This is a genomic window from Fulvivirga sp. (genome assembly GCF_040218215.1).
Lineage (GTDB): Bacteria > Bacteroidota > Bacteroidia > Cytophagales > Cyclobacteriaceae > Fulvivirga.
In genome coordinates, this window is record NZ_JAVJQL010000013.1 from 66,823 (window position 1) to 87,408 (window position 20,586).

Sequence of the window (20,586 nt, forward strand, 5' to 3'; positions counted from 1 at the left end):
CAAATAAAGATGAGCACGACCGCTATCAGACCCAATAGAAACTTTCCCAGACATAAACTTTAAACGTAGCCGAAGAAAGTCCATATGCCCCGGAAGAAAGCACTATAATACCTTAAGTTGACTGCATTGAGCGAGACGCTAAGACCAGTTGGGGTCGAGGCTACAAGGTTCTTTGGTATATGTTTTTCTACACCATGTTGGTATCAGTTAATTTTTTTACTCTTGCTTATCGCTTCAATAATTTCCTCCTTCGTCCTGTAGTCACCTGGTAAATAAGGTAAATGAGTAGGGAGAACAGTGAGCTTTTGATAAAAGTCTGTCCAGTCATTATAGCGATAGTTGGCGAAATGTGAGATATCAGTTAATCTTTTATCTGGTTTTTCGGAGTCTATGGACAATACAAATCCGAGTGGTGGGAATGTGAGTTCACCTATATTCATGACTTTCATCTTGCCACTGCTAAAGTCACCAATAATAGAGTTGCTATTGTTTCGCAATGCACCTTCTAAGTTAAAATAGCAGTAGACTTTAATGTGGTCAGGTAAATATCTAGCATCTTTATTCAATATGAATTTTACCAATTCAGGATATTCTTTATTGAATCCTTCATATTTAAGGCTGAAAAACATAGTAATCACTTGCTTTATTACTCGGAGCGGAAAAAAATATGTCGGATATAATAAGCTTGGTTTACCTTTTGATTTTAATAGTATTGACATTACTTGATGGGCATAACTTACGTAATCTGAAGCGTACCATCTCCCAGTCAAATTATTGCACTTTTTGCAAAGGGTATAATCACCAGTTCCGCCTTGCATTTTTCGCCCATAGGTGCCGGTTTTTTTGAAATCAAGGTAGTCTTCCGGGTTATCATGTTCTAAGCCCGCGAGTTTATCAAGATCGCTTTGATAGTAGAAGCGACCTTTATTGAAAGCAGCTTCGGGTGGAACATGTTCAAAGGTTAGTTGTCCGTGGTCACCACATATCCTGCAAAATCCCGTTCTTTTTCTTCTTGCTATGATGAATAGCGACCAATTGATGCCAACAACAAAATAACCAGCATACTCGCTACTTTGCTAATGTATTTACTAATCTAATCGATTTCTGATGTTTCGTCATATCCGTCATCACCTTTTTCATGATCAACACTTTGCCCCAACGGGGCACGGTGCGTAAGGCGTAGGTCAATATTTTGGTCAATAATCCTGGAAGTATCACTGACTTTTTGCCTAGTGATTTCAATATAGGCACTGCTATATCTTCAGGGCTCATGGCGCCATCCATTTTCATGTCTGCCCGGGAGCCAAAACCAGAGGCTACTGGGCCTGGGCAGGCGGTGAGTACATCTACCCCATGGGGTTTAAGCTCATGATGCAGCGCTTCACCTAATGAAAGTACATAGGCCTTTGTTGCCGCATAGTGTGCTGCATAAGGCACACCCTGAAAGCTCACCAGTGAACCTAAAAGCACCAGCCCGCCAGTCATATTATTTGAAAACCTGTTGCCGAAATGATGTGCCAAAATGGTTAGCGCTTTACAGTTGACGTCCAACATGTTTAGCTCATCTGAAAGTGGGTTGTCAATAAAACTGCCAGAAGTGCCATAACCTGCGCTAAGCACGGCCAGGCCAATTTGTTTTTGGCTGGTTTTTTTGATTAGCTGATGAACTTCCTCGTCCTGTGAAAGATCGGCAATAACAATTTCCACATCAACATTATATTTGGCCAGCAGCTCAGACTGTAGGTTTTGCAGATGCTTTTCATTTCTACCCACAATAATGAGGTTGAAAGTGCTTTCTGCCAATTGCTTACAGATTTCCTTACCTATCCCTGAGGAGGCTCCCGTTACCAATGCCCAACGCCCATAGCGTGTAATTAACCTGTTGCGGTCATTGTATGATAATTTATTGGCCATTATTGTTAGTTTAAAATGTTGATTTTAAAACCCAGATTACGAACGAAACTGATGAGCAAAGCCTCATCAATTTCGTTGTTTTCAGACGCCACCCTGAGCACATGATCACTGTCATGCAAGTCCACATTGACGCTTATGGTTGGGAAGCACAGGTGCATTAACCCTGTAATGATATTGGCACTCTGTGTTGTGTTAATGTTGGTTTTAAATACTTCTACTTTCATCTTATTAAAATTGAATACGATACATAACATCAGGGAAGAAACCGTTTTGCTCTACTATATTAATCTGGTCGGTCACTTCATTATATCTTCTTATAAACTCATTCTTTCTGTTGGTTACATTTTGCAGGTCTACAAAGAATTGGTGCGAAATATTCTTGTTCTGGCTGTTGATACGCACTCCAAATTTCACATCCCAGCGGAAGTATTCGCCATATCTTTCTGTAAAGGCCATGTTGTCCATTCTTACTTCCCTGCCGGCATTTGCCCGGGTAGCATCAAGGTCTACAGGAGTATAGGGTTTGCCACCGGCTGAGGTGAATTTGGTGTCAAATGTCCAGGCATTTTTACCTTCTTTGCCGAACTTCCATTCTTTACCAAATAGCAGGTTGCCAACTACATTATTGTTGAATGCTGTATTTCTTTCTATGCCATCACTACCTTCATATTTTGAGTCATATACTGAAGAGGTGAACAGGAGATAGTACCCACGGCTGAAGAATTTTTCCAGCGTAAGCTCAATACCAATGTTAGATCCTTCGCCATCATTTACCAAGCTTCCTTTTTCTTCAAATACAAAACCTGCACCTTCATTTAATATGGAATAACTGCTTGACGTAGACTCAACCGGAACATCATAGAGTATCTGGTAGTATGTCTCTGCTTTTAATCTCCAGTCCTGCCCAAGATTTCTATCATAGCCAAGTACAAAATGATGGCTTTTCATAAAATCTAACCCATCATTTGTTTTTGCTGTAACTCCCGGGGCTATTTCTTCATCTAAAAATAAGATCGGTGAAGGTATGGACTGGGCATGAAGGCCATAGGCAACACTCCATCTTTGATTTGGCCTGGCCTGCCAGCTAACTGCTGCCCTCGGTTCCACCACAAATTTCTCTGTGTAATCATGGTATTGACTGTGCAAACCGGCAGTAATGCTCAGGTCATCAGTTACTTTTTTCTCCGCTTGGGCAAATACCTGAGTCAGGTTATATGACTGATCAAGGTTACCACGATTCACAAAGTAATCCGGAACATTGTCATTATTATCATCAGGAATATTTACCCTGTTGTCTCGGTCTTCAGTAAAGAGATCGGCAATGTAAAGTTCATTGGTAAAGCCTGCTCGTAGGCTCCAACTGGCATCAAACTTTTTGTTCAGTGTCGAAGTTACTGTAAGCCTGTTCTCACGGTTATTGACGTTTGTAGCCCTGAATTTTGTGATCAGGTTGCCATCATTATCTTTGATCAGGTTGTCCTGAAGGTATTGCTGATAATTGGTAGATGCGCCAAATGAGGTTTTTAGGAAAGCCGTTTTGCTAAGTCTTAGTGTGTTTGTTAATCCCACCAGGCCCAGTTCATTTTCCACAAAAGCATCCTGGTCAGGGTTGGCAAAAAGATCGGTGTCATCAATTTCATCACCAAGGAAGTCTATGCTGCTGAGTCCGCCAAGTCCGAACAGTTCCCATTTTCCGGTTTTGGTATCACCAAAATTCACCTTAAATGAAAAGTCTTGGTAGAATGGGGTAGCGCTGGTGCCTGTTGCGGCCAGGCTCGCTATGCCATATCGGTAAGAGGCAACAAAGGAGCCATTTTTGGATTTCCTGAATGGGCCTTCTGCCATAAACTCAATACCACTAAATGCGCTCATCTGTCCGGTAAATTCATATTTATCAGTATTTCCATTTCTGAAGTTGACATCAAACACGGCACTGTTAGCATTGCCATATTCAGCGGGAAAGGCACCAGTCAGGAAATCAGAAGTCCTTAACAGGTTGGTATTCAATGCATTTACTGGCCCACCAGAAGTGCCGAGTGCGGCAAAGTGATTGGTGTTGGCGATAGGTATCCCTTCAATTCTCCATAATAAACCTACAGGTGAATTGCCACGCACCACGATGTCATTTCTGGAATCGTCTGGGGCGCTCACCCCTGCAAAAGAAGTAGCTAATCTGGCCACATCGTTTCTGCCGCCAGAGAACCTGGTAACTTCCTCAAGGCTAAAAGTACGGGCACTTACTTTAGCCAGGTCGTTTAAAGGCAGGTCTTTATCGGCTTCAGCTGTAACCACGATTTCGTCAAGTTTCTCAACTGATTCTTCAAGTTTAATAGTAAGCACCACTTCCTTACCTGCAGTTACAAGCACATTGGGCAAAGTGATGGTTTTATAACCTATGTATTGCACAGCAAAGGACTGGCGCCCTACAGGGATTTTCTCCAGACGGAAGTTTCCATCTAAATCTGTCACTGCTCCGATCAAAGGGTCAGAACCAATAAGTACCACAGAAGCCCCTATGATAGGAAACTCTGCCTGCTCGTCAATGATAGTGCCCTTCACCACCTGTGTTTGGGCGTAAGCACCTGTAGCCGTTAAACCAAAGATGCTGATTAAAAGAATTGTTAATGTTTTCATGAATTGGGTTATTTGAATTTTGAGCCAAATTATTGGTGGTGGTGTATTTTTAAAATGCAAAACTGCCCGAGACCTCAATAAAGTCTGCTGGAACGGTAAAGAGGTTCAATCAATCCCCAATTCTATTTTAGAAGCTGTTTTTTTAGGTTGAGGCAATATTCTTCTGGTTTCAACCGATGATTTTGCGGTTTCACCTTAAAATGACATCGATTAAAATTCAAGAAATCCGTATTTTGTAGAAATTTTGACTGATGAAGATAGCAGGTGTAACAGTTAAGGAAGTTTATGTGAGGTGGATTGGCATTTTTGTGCTGGCCTACGTCATGATTTTTCTTCATGGCCGTGAGCCAGGTCAGACAATGCTTGACAAGTATTTAACGGCTCTCGTTTTTACTACTGTTTTTTGGAATGGTGCATTTGCCATTTTTATGCACTTCAGGAAGGTCTATCCGCAGATCAGGCAAACGCCCAAGCGTTTACTCATTACTTTTACTTGTCTCGTGCTTTTTTTGCTTGTTGGCGATCCGATATTATGTTATATTTTTAACATTAATGAAGAGGTAGATTATTTGTCGCTAGAATATTACTTGCATGAAGTGCCAATAAATGTTGTTTCAGCAGCAATTATTGGCTCCATTTATGAAAATGTCTATTTCTATGAGCAATGGCATACTTCCATTAAACTTAATGAGGAGCTCAAAAACCAGCAGATAAGAACACAGTTTGAAGTACTACAAAACCAGATGAGTCCGCACTTTCTGTTTAACAGTCTGAATACTTTGACAACACTTATTGCTGAAGATCAGAACGTAGCCATAAGCTTCACTGAAAAACTATCTGAGGTTTACAGATACATTTTGCAAAACAAGGAAAAGGAGTTGGTGTCTTTACATGATGAACTGGAGTTTGTAGAGGCTTACATATTTCTACTTCAAATGCGCTATCCTGAAAATCTTTCTGTAGATATTAGCATTGCTGAAAACCAGAGAAAGAAGAGTATTGCGCCACTGACATTACAAATGCTTGTAGAGAATGCCATTAAGCATAATGTGATTTCAAAAGCTCATCCGCTACATATTGATATCTATATTGAAAATGAGAAGTTATTAGCAGTAAAGAATAACCTACAGGAAAAGAAGTCAATTGGAAAGTCAACTAAAACAGGGTTACACAATATCAGAAGTAGATATGCCTACTTTGGAGAGCATAAAATTGACGTGATAGTGACAGCCGATGATTTTATGGTAACAGTTCCTTTAATAGAGGTAATTCAGGAAAAATCCCTTGTATCTGCATGAAAATATTGATTATCGAAGATGAGGCTCCGGCCTTTAGAAGGTTACAGAAAGTGCTCGAGGAGATAAACCCTGATATAGAAATTGTAGAAGTCATTGACAGCGTAGAAGAGTCAGTTAAGTGGTTTGACGGCAATGCGTCTCCTGATCTTATTTTTATGGATATTCAACTAAGTGATGGTATAAGTTTTGAGATTTTTGAGAAAATCAAAATCACCAAGCCTGTCATTTTTACTACGGCCTTTGATGAGTATATGCTCAAGGCCTTTAAAGTGAACAGTATTGATTATCTGCTCAAGCCGGTAAAAAAGGAAGAGCTAACGGCAAGTTTACAGAAGTACAATGACCTTAAGAATTCCTTTTCTAGTTCTGTGAACCCTGATTTAAATACGCTGATTGGTCAAATCAGGATGGATGACAGAAAGTATAAATCCAGGTTTTTGATAAAGCAGGGCGAGCGATTGATATCGGTGGAGACTGTTGATATAGCCTATTTTTATACCAGAAATGGGGTGGTCTATCTTGTGACACTGGAAGATAAAAAATACCTGATGGATAGCAATTTGGATGAACTGATGAACCAACTTGATCCGGAGAAGTTTTACAGGGCAAACCGGCAGTATCTTGTCAGCTTTCAATCTATAAATGCTACCCATAAATATCATAAAGGAAAGCTGCTGATTGAGCTTTATCAAAAGACAGATGACCCTGTAACTGTAAGTGTAGAAAAGGCCACTGATTTTAAAAACTGGTTGGGGGAATAAAAAAAGGACATACCAAAACATTTGATTTACATATTTTGGTATGCCTGTATTTTTACTTCTTAAAAATCATTCTGGTAATGTAGATTCCGGTTCCATCATCTTTTCCTGAATCACTTTCAGCGGCACTGGTGACAAACATTAACTCCCAACCATCATTTGAAAGTTGGTTCATTTTGGAAGTAATGAGAGCATCATTGGAGGCTATGTTTTGGAAGTTGATACCAGCCAGACTATAAAAGTTGAGCAATTTAGATTCGTTTAACTCGTCAACTTTGGCATCTTTTCTTTTTACAGATCCCTGATCACTTTTCTTACCGTCAGTTCTTTCCGTGGTAAAGTCATCAATGTTTACTTCTGATGTGCTTTCTATAAGTCTCGATCTACCAAGCCCTCCTGGTACAATGGACTCTACAATGGTAATTACTTTGTATTCCACCTGAGCGTGTGCAGCTTCTGCAAATGTCATAAATACAATAATGGCAGGGATAATGAGTTTTTTCATGGTTTTATGGGGTTAAGATAATTTGTGTTTATAATTCAAATTTTTTTAGGAATGCAAATTTTAAGCCAAAGGAATACAAATTTCAACAGTGGTACCTTTGCCTTTTATTCCTTCAATTTTCATTTGGCCTTTGTTCTTTATCACCAAATCCTGACTTAGCGCAAGCCCCAAACCAGTGCCTTTTTCCCCTGCCGTTCCATCTTGCGAAACAAGTGCTGAGGCACCACTTGCCAAATGCTGGATTTGTGTGTTGTCCATGCCCTCACCTTTATCGCTTACTGCTATCTTAATGCACGTAACTGTTTTTTCTGCCGATATTTCAACTTCTGCATGCTCTGGTGAAAATTTGATAGCATTATTGAGAATATTCCTCATCACAAGGCTTAATGATTCAGAATCTACAAAGGCTTTTAAATCGGCAGAACCAATGCTTTTGATTTTGACTTTCTTGGTTTCTGCATAGTCAGCGACCAACGCAATATTTTGGTCAATAAGCGCCTTAACATCTACTACTTCAGGCTTAATGGTTATACCCTCCATCTGTCCTTTGGCCCAGTTGAGCAGGTTATCCAAATTGAAGGTTACGGATGTAAGTCGAGTATTAACTTTACTAATGAATTGAGACAGATTCTCCTGAGTAATATTTCCCGAAATATTGATAATGCCTTTCAATGAGTTTAATGGAGCACGAATGTCATGACTGATTACACTCAAAAGCCTGTTTTTAGTGTCGTTTAATGATAGCAGTTCTGCTTCAGTCTGTTTTAATTTGGTAACGTCAACAGCATATACGGCAAGTGCTATTTGCTCATTACGTGAATCATAAACAGGAATGTATTTGCCCAAAGAATGAATGATATTTTGCTCATTGATTTCGGCAATTTCATCAAACTCAAGTCCAATGCCACTGAGTCCTTGACTAATCAAATGCCTATGTGTTTTAAGAAGTGATTCTGGCAGTATTTCGCTGTAATGCTTTCCTTCAATTTCTGAAATTGGCATATTAAAAACCTCTCCATACCTAGAATTGGCAATGAGGTATTTGCCTTTCATGTCAATCATGCTTATAAAAACAGGAATGCTATCTAGGGTTGACCTCAGTAGCTGTCTACTAGCAAACAATTCATCACGTTGCTTCAATATTTCTTTTTCCTGTCTTTGAAGTTCTTCTCCAAATTCTTCAATCTTACTCACACTTCTTAATTGCTCTTCTTTAAAAATATTGATGAAGAAATAAACACAACCAAAGGCTACAATTGTATTTAAGTAAGCCATAAAAGTGTCGTTGCCAATAGGCAGTCCGGCAATTATTTGCCGGGTGGTTATCATGGCAATTGTACTTATTACCGTAAGCAGAAAGAAGATGGATTTGGCCGGATTGTCGAGGAGCACGACCATGAGGGTTGAGATGCCAATAAGAAAAACCTCATTGTGCCTGTTTTGAAAGTTGAAAACTGCTCTGAAAGTAACCAGGTCAACAAAAACTAACCCAAAACCAAGAAGGTAATACCTGGCCAGGTTATATTTTCCATTTTTATTAAAATAAAGTGGGGGAAAGGCAATAACCAGGCAACCACTGAGGATGAGAAGTGCCTGGGCATTAGCACCAAGGGCTACATTGAGTAAGCCGAAGATCACCATTAGCCCGGCACCTATTATTGAAAAAATATTGACAAGCCTGATTTTTCGTTGTTCAAACAACAATTGATCCTCATTAACCCCCAGATTTATAATGTCTTTTAAAAACGTGATCATTTACTTTATCAAATAAAACTTTAAAATATAGTCATTTTACCACAACCAACATGATAATAATCAATTTATATGTTGATAAGGGCTTGTGCAGCAAGTGATTATGTTGCTCCATTAAACTTCATTGAACACAATATCGCTCATATTCCACGGTTCTGGTATTATAAAGGCTGCCGTTGCTCAATGCATTTTACATTTTTTATAAATTGATTATCTGCATCATTTGTTAATATTATACTGTGAAGGTGTTACCTATTTTCCTGCTGCTTTTTTATATGGCCTTAGATGGCCTGCACGCAAAGGAGTTGCCTAGCAATGGAAATGATGAAGTGATATTTCCTATTACTGAATTGCAAATTTATGCTGACGAAAGGGGTTTTGTAAATTTTAGTGATGTGTTAAATGGGGAAGTGGAATTTGTAATATCAGAAGACTTTCAGCCTAAAGACTACAGTGTTGACTCATACTATTGGATCCGTTTTCCACTCCACCTTAATAATATTGAGAGTAAACAATGGCTTATTGAATTCTATGACCAGACTATAGATGTTATAGAAGCATACATACCTACGCTAGACGGTTCATATAAGAAGATTACAATGGGAGACCATTATCCTTTCTATCAAAAGAGCTTTGATCATAAAAACTTTGAAATTCAGATTGATCCTAAGTTGCATGGAGAAATTGTCTATTACTTTAGGGTCAAGTCACACACATACGCAGACATAAGAATTGCTGTAAGATCAATAAACAGGTTTATTGAATACTCGCTATTCGAATATTTTCTATATGGCTTGTTCTATGGAATGATATTTATTATCATTCTCTATAACCTGTTGATGTTCATTGCTATCAGGGAGGTGAAATACCTGTATTATACCTTCTATATTTTTAGTGTAGGCCTTTATGCCACTTGTGTGGACGGCATAGCCTATCAGTACCTGTGGCCTAACTCACCGCAATGGAACCAGATAGCCCACGGGGTATTTCTGTTTTCGCTTATTTTCTGGGCAATGGTCTTTGGCCACCGATTTTTAAATGTAAAGAACAGTGCCCCAAGGCTCCACAAAGCCATTTGGGCAGTAATTTTTGCCAGGGTACTATTGTTCATTTACGCCATTGTTTTTGATAACAGTTTATTTGAATATAGAAATATTGAGATTCTTCCACTCTCACTTATCTTTTATACGGGAGTGTATGTACTGGTAAGAGGTTACCGACCAGCCAGGTTTTTTGTAATGGCCTATGGGCTTTTGTTCCTTGGGTTTCTTATCAAGGCGCTTCTAAACATATCAGTCATACCTTTTTCCATTGTATCATATTATAGCCTTCATATCTGCTTTCTTATGGAGATGCTCTTTCTTTCTTATGCTTTGAGTGACAGGGTGAGAATTCTAAAGTCCAATAGGGATAGGGCTATGCAGCGTATTATTCTTCAACATAAGGAGAATGTAAAGCTTAAGGATAAGGTAAACAGAGAGCTTGAACGGCTGGTTGACAAACGCACCACGGAAATCCAGGAAAAGAATATAATGTTGGAGGAGGCTAATCAAAAGCTTAACCAGCAGACAGCAGAGATATCGAAAATCAATTCTATACTTGATCTTGATAACTGGAAGCTCAAAAACAACATCAAGGAGATATTACAGGACAGGCTGATAAATAAAAACCTCACACTAGAGGAGTTTAACAAAATATTTCCTGATGAGGTGAGCTGCTTCCGGTTTCTTGACAGGCTAAAATGGGAAAACGGATATTCGTGTTCTAAATGTGCCAATACAAAATACAATGACGGCCAGCAAAAATATTCGAGAAGGTGTACCAGGTGTGGTTATGATGAATCCGTTACCAGCAACACGGTTTTTCATAAGATTAAGTTTCCAATAGAAAAGGCCTTCTATATTTTATATCTTACCAATAACAGGCAGAATAAGTATACGCTTGATGAATTATCAGAGATGCTGTCACTTAGAAGAAATACGGTCTGGAATTTCAAGAAAAAGATTGAACAGGCCTTTTCTGATAAAGAAGATTCCCATCTTATTATCACTGATTTGTTTTCGTATCATATCAACAAAAAGGTCTCATAATTGGCTAAAATATTGTTATCGCTTCTTAAGCGATATAAATTTTAAGTATCGCACTATAAAAACGTTTGCAAAGCTTTTATTCGTTGTTTTTTAAGCGCAATAAATAGCCAGTTTGTAAACGATTTCTTGGAGGTTTTTTGTCACTATTCCCTTCCAATTTTTGCTTATAAGGTTAAGTAATTTTACCATTATTCAACAGAAACTATCAGGTATACATTGCACTGGTAAAATTTAAATTTCAACTATGATCAAAAGTAAATACTTACTTGGCCTTGTTTTCTATTTCATTGCAGGAAATATTTTTGGTCAGGGTTTAATTGTCAATGGTACGGTAACATCCAATGATGGAGCCCTGCCCGGTGTGAATGTAGTGGTTGAGGGAACATCACTGGGAACGGTCACAGATATTGATGGGAATTACTCAATACAACTGGATAAGCCAAATATGACTTTGATATTTTCATTCATAGGGTATAAAACTCAAAGTGTTGCAGTTAACGGCCGCTCAGAGGTTAATGTACGCTTGGAAGAAGATGTTAGCCAACTTGAAGAAGTAGTAGTTATAGGATATGGATCTGTTAGGAAATCTGATCTGACGGGCTCTGTTACTTCTATTAAAAGTGAAGAACTTATCAAATCTCCTGCTGCTGACCCTGTTCAATCTTTACAAGGAAAAGTAGCTGGCCTTCAAATTTTAAGTGGTTCGGGTACGCCAGGATCAGAAAGCTATGTGCGGCTAAGAGGCATTAATACCTTAAATGATAATAGAGTGCTTTATGTAGTTGATGGAGTAATTGTAGATGGAGGTATTAATTTTCTAAATAATCAGGATATCGCTTCTATTGAAGTGCTAAAAGATGCCTCAGCGAAAGCAATTTTTGGAACCCGAGGAGCTAATGGGGTTATAATTGTTACGACCAAAAAAGGTACTGGAGATGCTAAAATTAGTTTTGCTGCTGAGTATGGTGTGGAAAAAGTAGCCAATAAACTCGATCTGATGTCTGGTCCTGAGTTTGCCAGATATATTAACGATGTAACTCCTGGAACCTACAATAATATAAGCGTTTTGCCAGATACAGATTGGCAGGATTTAGTTTTTGAAGACTGGCAACCCATGCAGACTTATACTCTTTCTGTTTCAGGAGCTACCGAAAAACTGAATTATTACCTTTCTGGTGGACTTTTTCAACAAGAAGGAATAATACCTAAATCTGATTTTCAAAGAGCGAATTTAAAACTCAATACTTCTTATAAAGTGCGTGATTACCTGAAGATAGGTACATCCATGACTGGCATACTGCGTAACACCACCAATGCTCCGGGAGTTGTAAGCCCTGCATATTGGGCATGGCCGATTAATGCACCTTTCAATGCTGATGGCTCATTTGGAGAGGTACAAGGCTCGGGTAATCCCCTGGCTGCTATAGAATACTCTAATTCTGAAACCAAAGCTTTCAGGATAGTTGGCAATGTCTATACTGAGCTTACATTTCTAAAGGACTTTACTTTCAAAACCAGTTACCAGTTTGATATAGGAAATGACAAAACCAGAAGTTTTACTCCGGTATATTATGTTTCCCCTACCCAGCAAAATGAAGAGAATGACTTAAAAGTTGAATTTGGGGAGAATAGAAGCTGGATTTTTGAAAATACCCTTGCTTACAATAAAGAAATAGGTGTTCACAGAATTGACGCTGTGATAGGGTATTCTGCACAAGAAAATAATTCTGAGGACTTGACAGGTACCAGAGAGAATTTATTAGGCGAGAGCGAAGACCTGTGGTATTTAAATGCGGGCTCAACGGTTAATCAGCAAAACACAAATGGCTCATCGGTAAGGGCTTTAAGCTCAATATTATTTAGGGCAAACTATGTCTACGATGACAGATACCTTTTTACAGCCACTTTCAGAAGAGATGGATCTTCTAGCTTTGGGGCTAATAACCGTTATGGTAATTTCCCCGCTTTTGCCCTAGGTTGGAATTTAAGTAATGAGGCATTTTTTCCAGCTGGCATCCCTCTGGAAAAATTGAAATTAAGGGCCAGTTGGGGAATTAATGGAAATCAAAACATTCCGTTCTTAGATCAGTATTCAGTAATTGGTGCAGGAATAGATGCTGTCTTTGGTCAAAATGAGGCGATTAATTCTGGAGCTACATTTTCAGGGCGTCCCGGAAATTCAGATTTGAAATGGGAGGAGACTTCAGAGTTTGACATTGGGGTTGAATTTGGCTTATTAGAAGGCCGTCTTTCTGGTGAAATTGACTATTATAATAGACTTACAAGCGATATTTTAGTATTGCTCGACTTGCCTGGCTATGCAGGTGCAGGAGCTTTTGTTCAGAAAAGATTCAATGCAGCGGATGTAAGAAACAGTGGATTTGATTTTGTTTTAAACTGGCAGGATGAGGTTGGTCAGGTTAGTTATGGTTTTGGAGTAACTGGCAATACTGTAAAGAATGAAGTTGAGGGTTTAGGTGAAGGAATACCCGGGGCCGGAACACAAATCATATCTGGTGATTTAGGTAATGGTCAGCGTGTAACTATCACAGAGAAAGGTCAATCTATTGGATCTTTTTATGGTTACAAGGTTATAGGTGTTTTTCAGGATGCTGATCAGCTGGCAAGCACACCACGCTTATCGCAGCAGGGTATTGGTGACTTTATTTATGCTGATACGGATGGTAATGGGGTTTTAAATGCAGATGATAGAACGATCATCGGTTCATGGATACCAGATTTTGTGTACGGTTTCAATGCGAATGTTGGCTTCAAGGGACTTAGTTTATCATTGGACTTTGCAGGACAATCAGGCAATCAAATTTACAATGGTAAACAAGCCATAAGGTTTGCAACCCTAAACTATGAAGACAGATTTAATGAACGCTGGACAGGCCCAGGAACTTCAAATACTGATCCTAAGGCTTCTACAGGTGGAATTAATTATAACCCTTCTGATTATTTTATTGAGGATGCATCGTTTATAAAACTAAGAACAGTTACCATAAGTTATGCATTTCCGAACCCTTTGATAGAAAAGCTAAAGATCTTAACAGCCTCGGTATATGTCAGAGGTACAAATCTCTGGAATTCAACAGATTATAGTGGTTATACACCAGAGTTGGGCGGTAGCGATTCAGCCATAGGTGGAATAATTGACCTCGGTGTATATCCTACAACTAAGGTTATAAGTGCTGGTTTAAACCTGACATTTTAAATCAAGAAACATGAAAAAATTAAAATATATAATACTATCTCTAATTTGTCTTATTGCTACGGCATGTAACGATGAGTTTTTAGAAAGAGCACCACTAGGTTCATTAACTGCGGGTAACTACCCTAGTACTGAGATAGAAGCAATATCTGCAACAAATGGTGTTTATAATACCCTCAGACTTTGGCATATAAATACGGGAGGGTTCCCATTACTGGATATTATGTCAGATGAATCAAGAAAAGGTAGTAATCCAGGTGATGGTTCTCAGATCAACCTATTTGATCAGTTTGCATTCACTGCATCAGAAGGGAATATAGAGAATTGGTATCGTGCATTATATCAGGGTATTAGAAGAGCGCATTTGGTAATGGAGAAAGTGCCACAAATTGACATGGATGAAGATCTTAAAAATAGGCTGGTGGCCGAGACAAGATTTTTACGAGCTTACTTTTACTCTATACTGGCCAGAGGTTTTGGCGATGTGCCGATGGTTACATCTTCAGAAACATCATCAGGTTTGGGTAAGTCTTCAAGGCAGGAAATATTTGATCAAATTATTTTCCCCGATCTCGAGTTTGCAATAGATAATCTCCCAGAGAAATCTGATTATGATGCCGATGACCTGGGAAGAGCAACAAAAGGAAGCGCCAGAGCACTTCTGGCAAGACTGTATCTATTCTTAGGAGATTTTACAAACGCTGAAAAATATGCGTTGGAGGTAATTAATTCGCAGCAGTATGATCTGGAGACAGATTTTGAGGATGCCTTTAATGTAGCTGGAGAGCATGGTGTAGAATCGGTTTTTGAGGTTGGTGCTTTGCCTGAAAATAACCTCAATTTAGGTGGAAATCAGTATGCTAATACACAAGGGGTGAGAGGAACACCAAATTACGGGTGGGGCTTCAATAGACCAGAGCATGAATGGATGCTGTTTATGGGAGGTCAAGATCCCAGATTAGATGCTTCAATTATTTTTCTTAATGAAGTGGTTGATGGCGTGGTTATTTCGGGAGACGCTACCACCCCTGATACTACTTATACCGATGCCACCAAAACAGAGATATTGGAAATAGAGTCATATAATCAGAAAGCCTATGCATCGGGAGATGGAGCTCAGGCCATATGGGGACATAACAGACGGATTATCAGATATTCAGATGTATTGCTTATGGCTGCTGAAGCCTTAAATGAGAATGGTAAAACGTCTATGGCATTGGACTATTTGAATGAGGTGAGAGCCAGAGCCCGAGGAGGTAATAATGCTATTCTTCCTGACATTACAACTACAAATCAGGTACAATTAAGACAAGAGATTTATGACGAAAGAAGTAGAGAACTATTTCTGGAAGGCTTAAGATTTTGGGATTTGGTTAGAACGAATAGAGCAGCCACAGTTTTGGGGCCAAAAGGGTTCGTTCAAGGGAAACATGAAATTTTTCCTATACCTCAATCTGAAATAGACATCTCTGATGGGGCTATCGTGCAAGACCCCAGATGGAACAATTAACTAAACTAATTTTTAATAATTACTAAACTTAAAATAAGATGAATACAATGAAAAAAATGAGATTATGGTCTATAGTGTTGCTGGCCGTTGGCGTTTTGACATTCTCGGGTTGTGGAGATGATGATGATGGGCCCGCAGCCTTGGAAATAAGTGCTATCACAGCAACCGGAACGAGTTTGTCATCAGGTGATGAAGTTACTGTTGATTTAAATGCAGCAACTGCAGCATCGGATGTGCCACCAGATGCTGTAATTACAATAACTTTTTCGAGAGAGGTTGATGCAGCTAATGTAAGTGCTTCTTCAGTTACAATAACTGCAGGTTCTACATCAATTACAGGAGACATTTCTGCTACCGGAAGTGATGTAACTTTTACTCCTGCAGATGGATTTGAAAGAGGTACAGATTATACTTTAACTATTACCTCGGCATTAACTGCTGCAGATGGTGGTGTGTTGGTTGGTGCAACAAGAACTTTTAAAACCGATGGGCGTCAGCCAGTGGTTCCTCCAAGTGAAGCAGATCAAATGGCATATTGGAAATTCGATGGAGATGCAACTGATGATGCAGGTTCATATGATGCAAATGCTGAAGTGTCAATTGAATATCAAACTGACCGTTTTGGTGCAGTAGGAAGTGCCGCTTATTTTAATGGTAACACAAGTATTATTGAAGTACCAAATGCAAGTTCTTTAATGACAGATGCCTCTAGTTTTACCGTAAGTTTTTGGGTGAAGACCAATACAGAAGGTCATGTTAATGAAAATGATGACCCTACAGGAATGTTTGTTTTTGGTTTAGGAGCATTTTTCGGAATTCAGTATGAGATTTTTGGAGGGTATGATGGATCTAAATTTGCAATAAGCTATACTACCGAAGATGAAACTGCAGTGAGTGAAGACATGTGGTTTCCAAATGGTGCAACAGATAATACTACTGGTGGGTGGCAAGGATGGGACTTTGCTCAAAACCTTTCAGCTCAGCAGATGCAGGATATTATCAAAGATAAATGGTATCATGCTATTTACACATATGATGCAGCCGAAAAGAAAGGATCGCTTTACTTCAATGGAGACTTGATGAAGAGCTTTGATTTCGATTTGTGGCCTGACGGAGATATTAAGCAGACAGTAACAGGTGTTACTTATAGAGGTGCTGAACCTGATGTTGTTGATGATCTAGCATTTGGATTTGTTCAGTCAAGAGCTGGTACAATGTGGGATGCTGAACCATGGGGCGGATATGATATCCCTACTTCTCAGCACTTCAAAGGATGGTTAGATGATTTCAGAATATTTAAGGCTGCGTTTAGTGCAGCAGATGCAGCTGATTTATATGCTGCTGAAAAACCATAAATTCAACTATTAATAATCAGTTAAAGGCCTCTTTAAAGAGGCCTTTAATTTTATTTTATGAACAAATTTAAATTCTTCTTTTTAGTGGTAATTGGCTTGTCTTGTACAAAAGATAACGAACCTGAAGTAGCATCTGGCATTTTGCAGTTGGTAAGTGCAAGAGTTGGAACAATAAATTTGGTTGAATCAGAAACCATTGAAGATATGCCTATTGATAAGGGACTTCTTATGTCTTTTAGCTTGCCTCTTGATCCATCATCAGCAGAGTCATCCATTGTGCTAACCAATGAATCTGAAGAAGAAATACTTTTAAATTTTGCTTATCTGGACAATGGTAAAACAATATCTGCCACTCCTGATGTTGCATTGATTAACGATGTTAAATATCTCCTTCATATCGGAGAAATAAAATCTACAACTAATGAAATTTTCCCTGGAGCTGATTTTCAGTTCCGCACTGTTAAAGGCAAAATAGAACTTACAGCTATTTCGATAGTTGGTAAGAATTTAAATACAGCTGCACGTGTACAAAACATTCCTACCTCATTTAGCATTGAGGCCCAATTTTCAGAGGCTTTATCGCCAGATGAAGACTTCTCATCTTTTATAAGGGCAGGTTCATTAAATCTGGCTTTCGAATTGACAGATGATAACAAGACATTATTAATTAGTAATACCGATGAGGCAACTCATCTTAAAAGATACACTTTATCAATTGATGAAGATCTTAAAAGTGCGCAAGGGTTTATTTTTAAAGGCTTCGAAAAAGACTTTTACACCCAACTTGATTCCACCTATAAATTTCCTGAGATCAGTGATGAAGAGTTACTAACCAAAGTTCAGGAACAAACCTTTAAATACTTCTGGGACTTTGGACATCCTTCAAGTGGATTGGCTCGTGAAAGAAATACTTCAGGTGAGATCGTTACCATTGGTGGCTCCGGTTTCGGTATAATGGCTATATTGGTAGGAATTGAACGTGGATTTATCACCAGGCAGGAAGGCATTGACAGGGTGGAGACGATTGTTGATTTCCTTGAGACTGCAGATCGATTTCATGGGGTTTGGCCACATTGGATGAATGGCACCTCTGGTCAAACAATTCCTTTTAGCGCAGATGATGATGGGGCAGATCTTGTGGAGACTGCCTTCATGATACAGGGTCTATTGGCTGTAAGACAATATTTGAATGATGCAAATGTCCAGGAAGCGGCAATCATAGATAAGATCACAACTCTATGGGAAACGGTGGAGTGGGATTGGTTTGTGCAAGAGGGAGATAATGCACTTACCTGGCATTGGTCTCCAAACTTTGGTTTCCAGAAAAACCATAAAATACAAGGGTGGAATGAGGCACTGATTATATATGTGCTAGCTGCTGCTTCCCCAACTCATCCAATAGCTGCTAATGTTTACCATGAAGGATGGGCACGGAATGGCGCTATGGTCAATGGCAATGATTTTTATAACATTAATTTGCCACTTGGTTCTGACCGTGGCGGACCTTTGTTCTTCGCACATTATTCCTTCTTAGGGCTAGACCCAAGAAGCCTTGAAGATCAGTATGCTAACTATTGGGAGCAAAATGTTAATCATTCGCTTATTAACCGGGCATATTGTGTCGCCAATCCTTCAAATTTTGTTGGTTACTCTACTGGCTCGTGGGGGCTTACGGCCAGTGATAATGACAATGGCTATTCAGCCCATTCCCCAAACAACGATCTTGGAGTAATCACCCCAACTGCTGCAATAAGCTCAATCCCATACACTCCAGAGGAGTCTATGGAAGCCATTAGATATTTCTATTATTTGTTAGGTGATAAACTTTGGGGTGACTATGGCTTTTACGATGCCTATAATTTGACAGCAGGGTGGTATGCCAGTTCGTATTTGGCCATAGATCAGGGGCCTATAATTGTTATGATTGAAAATCATAGAACGGCACTTTTGTGGGATCTGTTCATGAAAGACCCTGAGGTTACAGCAGGTCTGGATAAACTTGGGTTTATCTACTAAAACTGCATTGCAATGATGATATTTCAAAATGCAAACTATATAAAGACAATTGTTTGGGTAGCGATTATTTCTATTTCCATTGTTTTATGGACTATTATTTATAACACTCTTTTAACCTTTTGATCATGATAAAGAATTCTTTTAACAACAATAAACAACTGTGGCAATTACTGAGTCTTATGGCGCTAGTATTTTTTAGTGCATGCGGACCAAAAGGGGAGAATGTCTCGGAAAATACGAATAAAGAAACTATCTCAGAAGATTCACTTTTGAATTTGGTGCAATATCAAACGTTTCAGTATTTCTGGGATGGGGCGGAGCCTGTTAGTGGCATGGCTTGCGAGCGTGTTCATATGGATGGTATCTATCCAAGTGATGATAAGAATGTGGTGACTTCAGGAGGCTCAGGATTTGGCCTTATGGCTTTGGTAGTTGGTATCGAGAGAGGATTTATTACCAGGGAAGAAGGAGTTGCAAGGTTTGATAAGATGGTAACTTTTCTAGAAACAGCCGACCGTTTTCATGGCGTATGGCCACATTGGTGGTACGGTGATACAGGTAAGGTAAAACCGTTTAGCAAGAAGGATGATGGTGGGGATCTGGTTGAGTCATCCTTTCTGGCTGCTGGCTTAATTACGGTAAGGCAGTATTTGAGCCCCAATGATCCTAAAGAGAAAACCTTAATTGATCGCATTAATGCACTTTGGGAAGGTATAGAGTTTAACTGGCATACGAAGGGTGGTGAAAATGTGCTCTACTGGCATTGGTCGCCAAATTACGGCTGGGACATGAACTTCCCCGTTGGCGGCTATAACGAATGCTTGATTATGTACGTATTGGCAGCCTCTTCACCAACTCATGCTATTGATCCGGAAGTGTACCATCAGGGCTGGGCAAGAAATGGTGATATTGGCAACGACACCACTTTTTATGGTTTGGAGACCGAGCTCGATCATTATGAAACCAACAATTCTCCGGTAGGGCCATTGTTCTGGGCACATTATTCTCATACTGGCCTGAATCCAAGCAGTTTAAAGGATAAGTATGCCGACTATTGGAAGCTGAATCAAAACCATGCCATGATCCATTATAAATATGCTGTGGACAACCCTAAAGGTTTTGAAGGCTATGGTGAGAACCTTTGGGGGCTTACTTCGAGCTATTCTATGAAAGGGTATGCAGGTCACCGACCAGACGAAGATCTTGGTGTTATTTCACCAACTGCTGCACTTTCTTCTTTTCCATATACACCTAAAGAGAGTATGCAAATGCTCAAGTTTCTATATGCCCCTGAGCGAGATTCTTTAATTGGAGAGTTTGGCCCTTATGATGCCTTTAGCTTTGAAAATAATTGGTATTTACCAAGATACCTGGCTATCGACCAGGGGCCAATACCAGTCATGATAGAAAACTACAGATCAGGGTTGATCTGGAAGTTATTTATGTCTGCTCCTGAAGTGCAAACCGGTCTTAAAAAATTAGGATTTACTTATTGAGAAGACTTTGGTAAGTCTTAGATGCTATTGAAAAACTTTTTTAA

General features: G+C 39.3%; 14 protein-coding genes. 8 read left to right on the plus strand and 6 right to left on the minus strand.

Features of this window, described 5'->3' with window-relative positions:
- Positions 1-203 precede the first annotated feature (203 nt).
- The 4 genes from RIB54_RS07420 to RIB54_RS07435 all read right to left on the minus strand — a co-directional run bounded on the left by RIB54_RS07420 (position 204) and on the right by RIB54_RS07435 (position 4,548).
- Positions 204-629 (minus strand): hypothetical protein, encoded by a 426-nt coding sequence (locus tag RIB54_RS07420; protein ID WP_350100163.1) that lies wholly within the window; start codon positions 627-629, stop codon positions 204-206.
- A 439-nt stretch (positions 630-1,068) separates the two neighbouring features.
- The gene (locus RIB54_RS07425) at positions 1,069-1,914 is read right to left on the minus strand and encodes an SDR family NAD(P)-dependent oxidoreductase (protein ID WP_350100165.1); all 846 of its coding nucleotides are present in this window, start codon (positions 1,912-1,914) and stop codon (positions 1,069-1,071) included.
- A gap of 5 nt (positions 1,915-1,919) precedes the next feature.
- Positions 1,920-2,138 carry a hypothetical protein gene (locus RIB54_RS07430; RefSeq protein ID WP_350100167.1) on the minus strand — a complete coding sequence of 73 codons (219 nt, stop codon included), beginning with the start codon at positions 2,136-2,138 and terminating at the stop codon, positions 1,920-1,922.
- A 4-nt stretch (positions 2,139-2,142) separates the two neighbouring features.
- Entirely contained in the window at positions 2,143-4,548 is a 2,406-nt protein-coding gene (locus RIB54_RS07435; protein WP_350100169.1) for a TonB-dependent receptor, read from the minus strand.
- A 251-nt stretch (positions 4,549-4,799) separates the two neighbouring features.
- Between RIB54_RS07435 and RIB54_RS07440 the strand changes: the two genes are divergently transcribed.
- Both RIB54_RS07440 and RIB54_RS07445 read left to right on the plus strand, forming a co-directional pair.
- Positions 4,800-5,846 carry a sensor histidine kinase gene (locus tag RIB54_RS07440; protein ID WP_350100171.1) on the plus strand — a complete coding sequence of 349 codons (1,047 nt, stop codon included), beginning with the start codon at positions 4,800-4,802 and terminating at the stop codon, positions 5,844-5,846.
- Positions 5,843-6,607, plus strand: coding sequence for a LytR/AlgR family response regulator transcription factor (locus RIB54_RS07445; RefSeq protein WP_350100173.1), 765 nt, complete (start codon positions 5,843-5,845; stop codon positions 6,605-6,607). Before RIB54_RS07440 ends, RIB54_RS07445 begins: the two co-directional genes overlap by 4 nt.
- A gap of 52 nt (positions 6,608-6,659) precedes the next feature.
- Here RIB54_RS07445 and RIB54_RS07450 read toward each other — a convergent pair whose 3' ends face one another.
- The gene (locus RIB54_RS07450) at positions 6,660-7,109 is read right to left on the minus strand and encodes a hypothetical protein (protein WP_350067631.1); all 450 of its coding nucleotides are present in this window, start codon (positions 7,107-7,109) and stop codon (positions 6,660-6,662) included.
- A 60-nt stretch (positions 7,110-7,169) separates the two neighbouring features.
- Positions 7,170-8,864 carry a sensor histidine kinase gene (locus RIB54_RS07455; RefSeq protein ID WP_350100175.1) on the minus strand — a complete coding sequence of 565 codons (1,695 nt, stop codon included), beginning with the start codon at positions 8,862-8,864 and terminating at the stop codon, positions 7,170-7,172.
- A gap of 236 nt (positions 8,865-9,100) precedes the next feature.
- Here RIB54_RS07455 and RIB54_RS07460 point away from each other — a divergent pair, with 236 nt between their 5' ends.
- The 6 genes from RIB54_RS07460 (at position 9,101) to RIB54_RS07485 (ending at position 20,542) form a co-directional block, all read left to right on the plus strand.
- Positions 9,101-10,951 (plus strand): 7TMR-DISM family protein, encoded by a 1,851-nt coding sequence (locus tag RIB54_RS07460; RefSeq protein ID WP_350100177.1) that lies wholly within the window; start codon positions 9,101-9,103, stop codon positions 10,949-10,951.
- Positions 10,952-11,195: 244 nt separating this feature from the next.
- On the plus strand, positions 11,196-14,168 hold the full coding sequence (locus RIB54_RS07465) for a SusC/RagA family TonB-linked outer membrane protein (RefSeq protein ID WP_350100180.1): 2,973 nt from the start codon (positions 11,196-11,198) through the stop codon (positions 14,166-14,168).
- Between the two features lie 10 nt (positions 14,169-14,178).
- On the plus strand, positions 14,179-15,675 hold the full coding sequence (locus tag RIB54_RS07470) for a RagB/SusD family nutrient uptake outer membrane protein (protein ID WP_350100182.1): 1,497 nt from the start codon (positions 14,179-14,181) through the stop codon (positions 15,673-15,675).
- Positions 15,676-15,722: 47 nt separating this feature from the next.
- Positions 15,723-17,030 carry an Ig-like domain-containing protein gene (locus RIB54_RS07475; protein WP_350100184.1) on the plus strand — a complete coding sequence of 436 codons (1,308 nt, stop codon included), beginning with the start codon at positions 15,723-15,725 and terminating at the stop codon, positions 17,028-17,030.
- A 57-nt stretch (positions 17,031-17,087) separates the two neighbouring features.
- Complete coding sequence (locus RIB54_RS07480) at positions 17,088-19,046, plus strand: glucoamylase family protein (RefSeq protein WP_350100186.1); 1,959 nt, start codon at positions 17,088-17,090, stop codon at positions 19,044-19,046.
- Between the two features lie 125 nt (positions 19,047-19,171).
- Positions 19,172-20,542: a glucoamylase family protein gene (locus tag RIB54_RS07485; protein ID WP_350100188.1), complete on the plus strand. Its 1,371-nt coding sequence runs from the start codon at positions 19,172-19,174 to the stop codon at positions 20,540-20,542.
- Positions 20,543-20,586: the final 44 nt, after the last annotated feature.

What these genes read in the sequence shown, in the direction of transcription:
- RIB54_RS07420 (WP_350100163.1), bottom strand. Translation starts at nt 629, where the DNA reads ATGTTTTTCAGCCTTAAATATGAAGGATTCAATAAAGAATATCCTGAA.
- RIB54_RS07425 (WP_350100165.1), bottom strand. Translation starts at nt 1,914, where the DNA reads ATGGCCAATAAATTATCATACAATGACCGCAACAGGTTAATTACACGC.
- RIB54_RS07430 (WP_350100167.1), bottom strand. Translation starts at nt 2,138, where the DNA reads ATGAAAGTAGAAGTATTTAAAACCAACATTAACACAACACAGAGTGCC.
- RIB54_RS07435 (WP_350100169.1), bottom strand. Translation starts at nt 4,548, where the DNA reads ATGAAAACATTAACAATTCTTTTAATCAGCATCTTTGGTTTAACGGCT.
- RIB54_RS07440 (WP_350100171.1), top strand. Translation starts at nt 4,800, where the DNA reads ATGAAGATAGCAGGTGTAACAGTTAAGGAAGTTTATGTGAGGTGGATT.
- RIB54_RS07445 (WP_350100173.1), top strand. Translation starts at nt 5,843, where the DNA reads ATGAAAATATTGATTATCGAAGATGAGGCTCCGGCCTTTAGAAGGTTA.
- RIB54_RS07450 (WP_350067631.1), bottom strand. Translation starts at nt 7,109, where the DNA reads ATGAAAAAACTCATTATCCCTGCCATTATTGTATTTATGACATTTGCA.
- RIB54_RS07455 (WP_350100175.1), bottom strand. Translation starts at nt 8,864, where the DNA reads ATGATCACGTTTTTAAAAGACATTATAAATCTGGGGGTTAATGAGGAT.
- RIB54_RS07465 (WP_350100180.1), top strand. Translation starts at nt 11,196, where the DNA reads ATGATCAAAAGTAAATACTTACTTGGCCTTGTTTTCTATTTCATTGCA.
- RIB54_RS07470 (WP_350100182.1), top strand. Translation starts at nt 14,179, where the DNA reads ATGAAAAAATTAAAATATATAATACTATCTCTAATTTGTCTTATTGCT.
- RIB54_RS07475 (WP_350100184.1), top strand. Translation starts at nt 15,723, where the DNA reads ATGAAAAAAATGAGATTATGGTCTATAGTGTTGCTGGCCGTTGGCGTT.
- RIB54_RS07480 (WP_350100186.1), top strand. Translation starts at nt 17,088, where the DNA reads ATGAACAAATTTAAATTCTTCTTTTTAGTGGTAATTGGCTTGTCTTGT.
- RIB54_RS07485 (WP_350100188.1), top strand. Translation starts at nt 19,172, where the DNA reads ATGATAAAGAATTCTTTTAACAACAATAAACAACTGTGGCAATTACTG.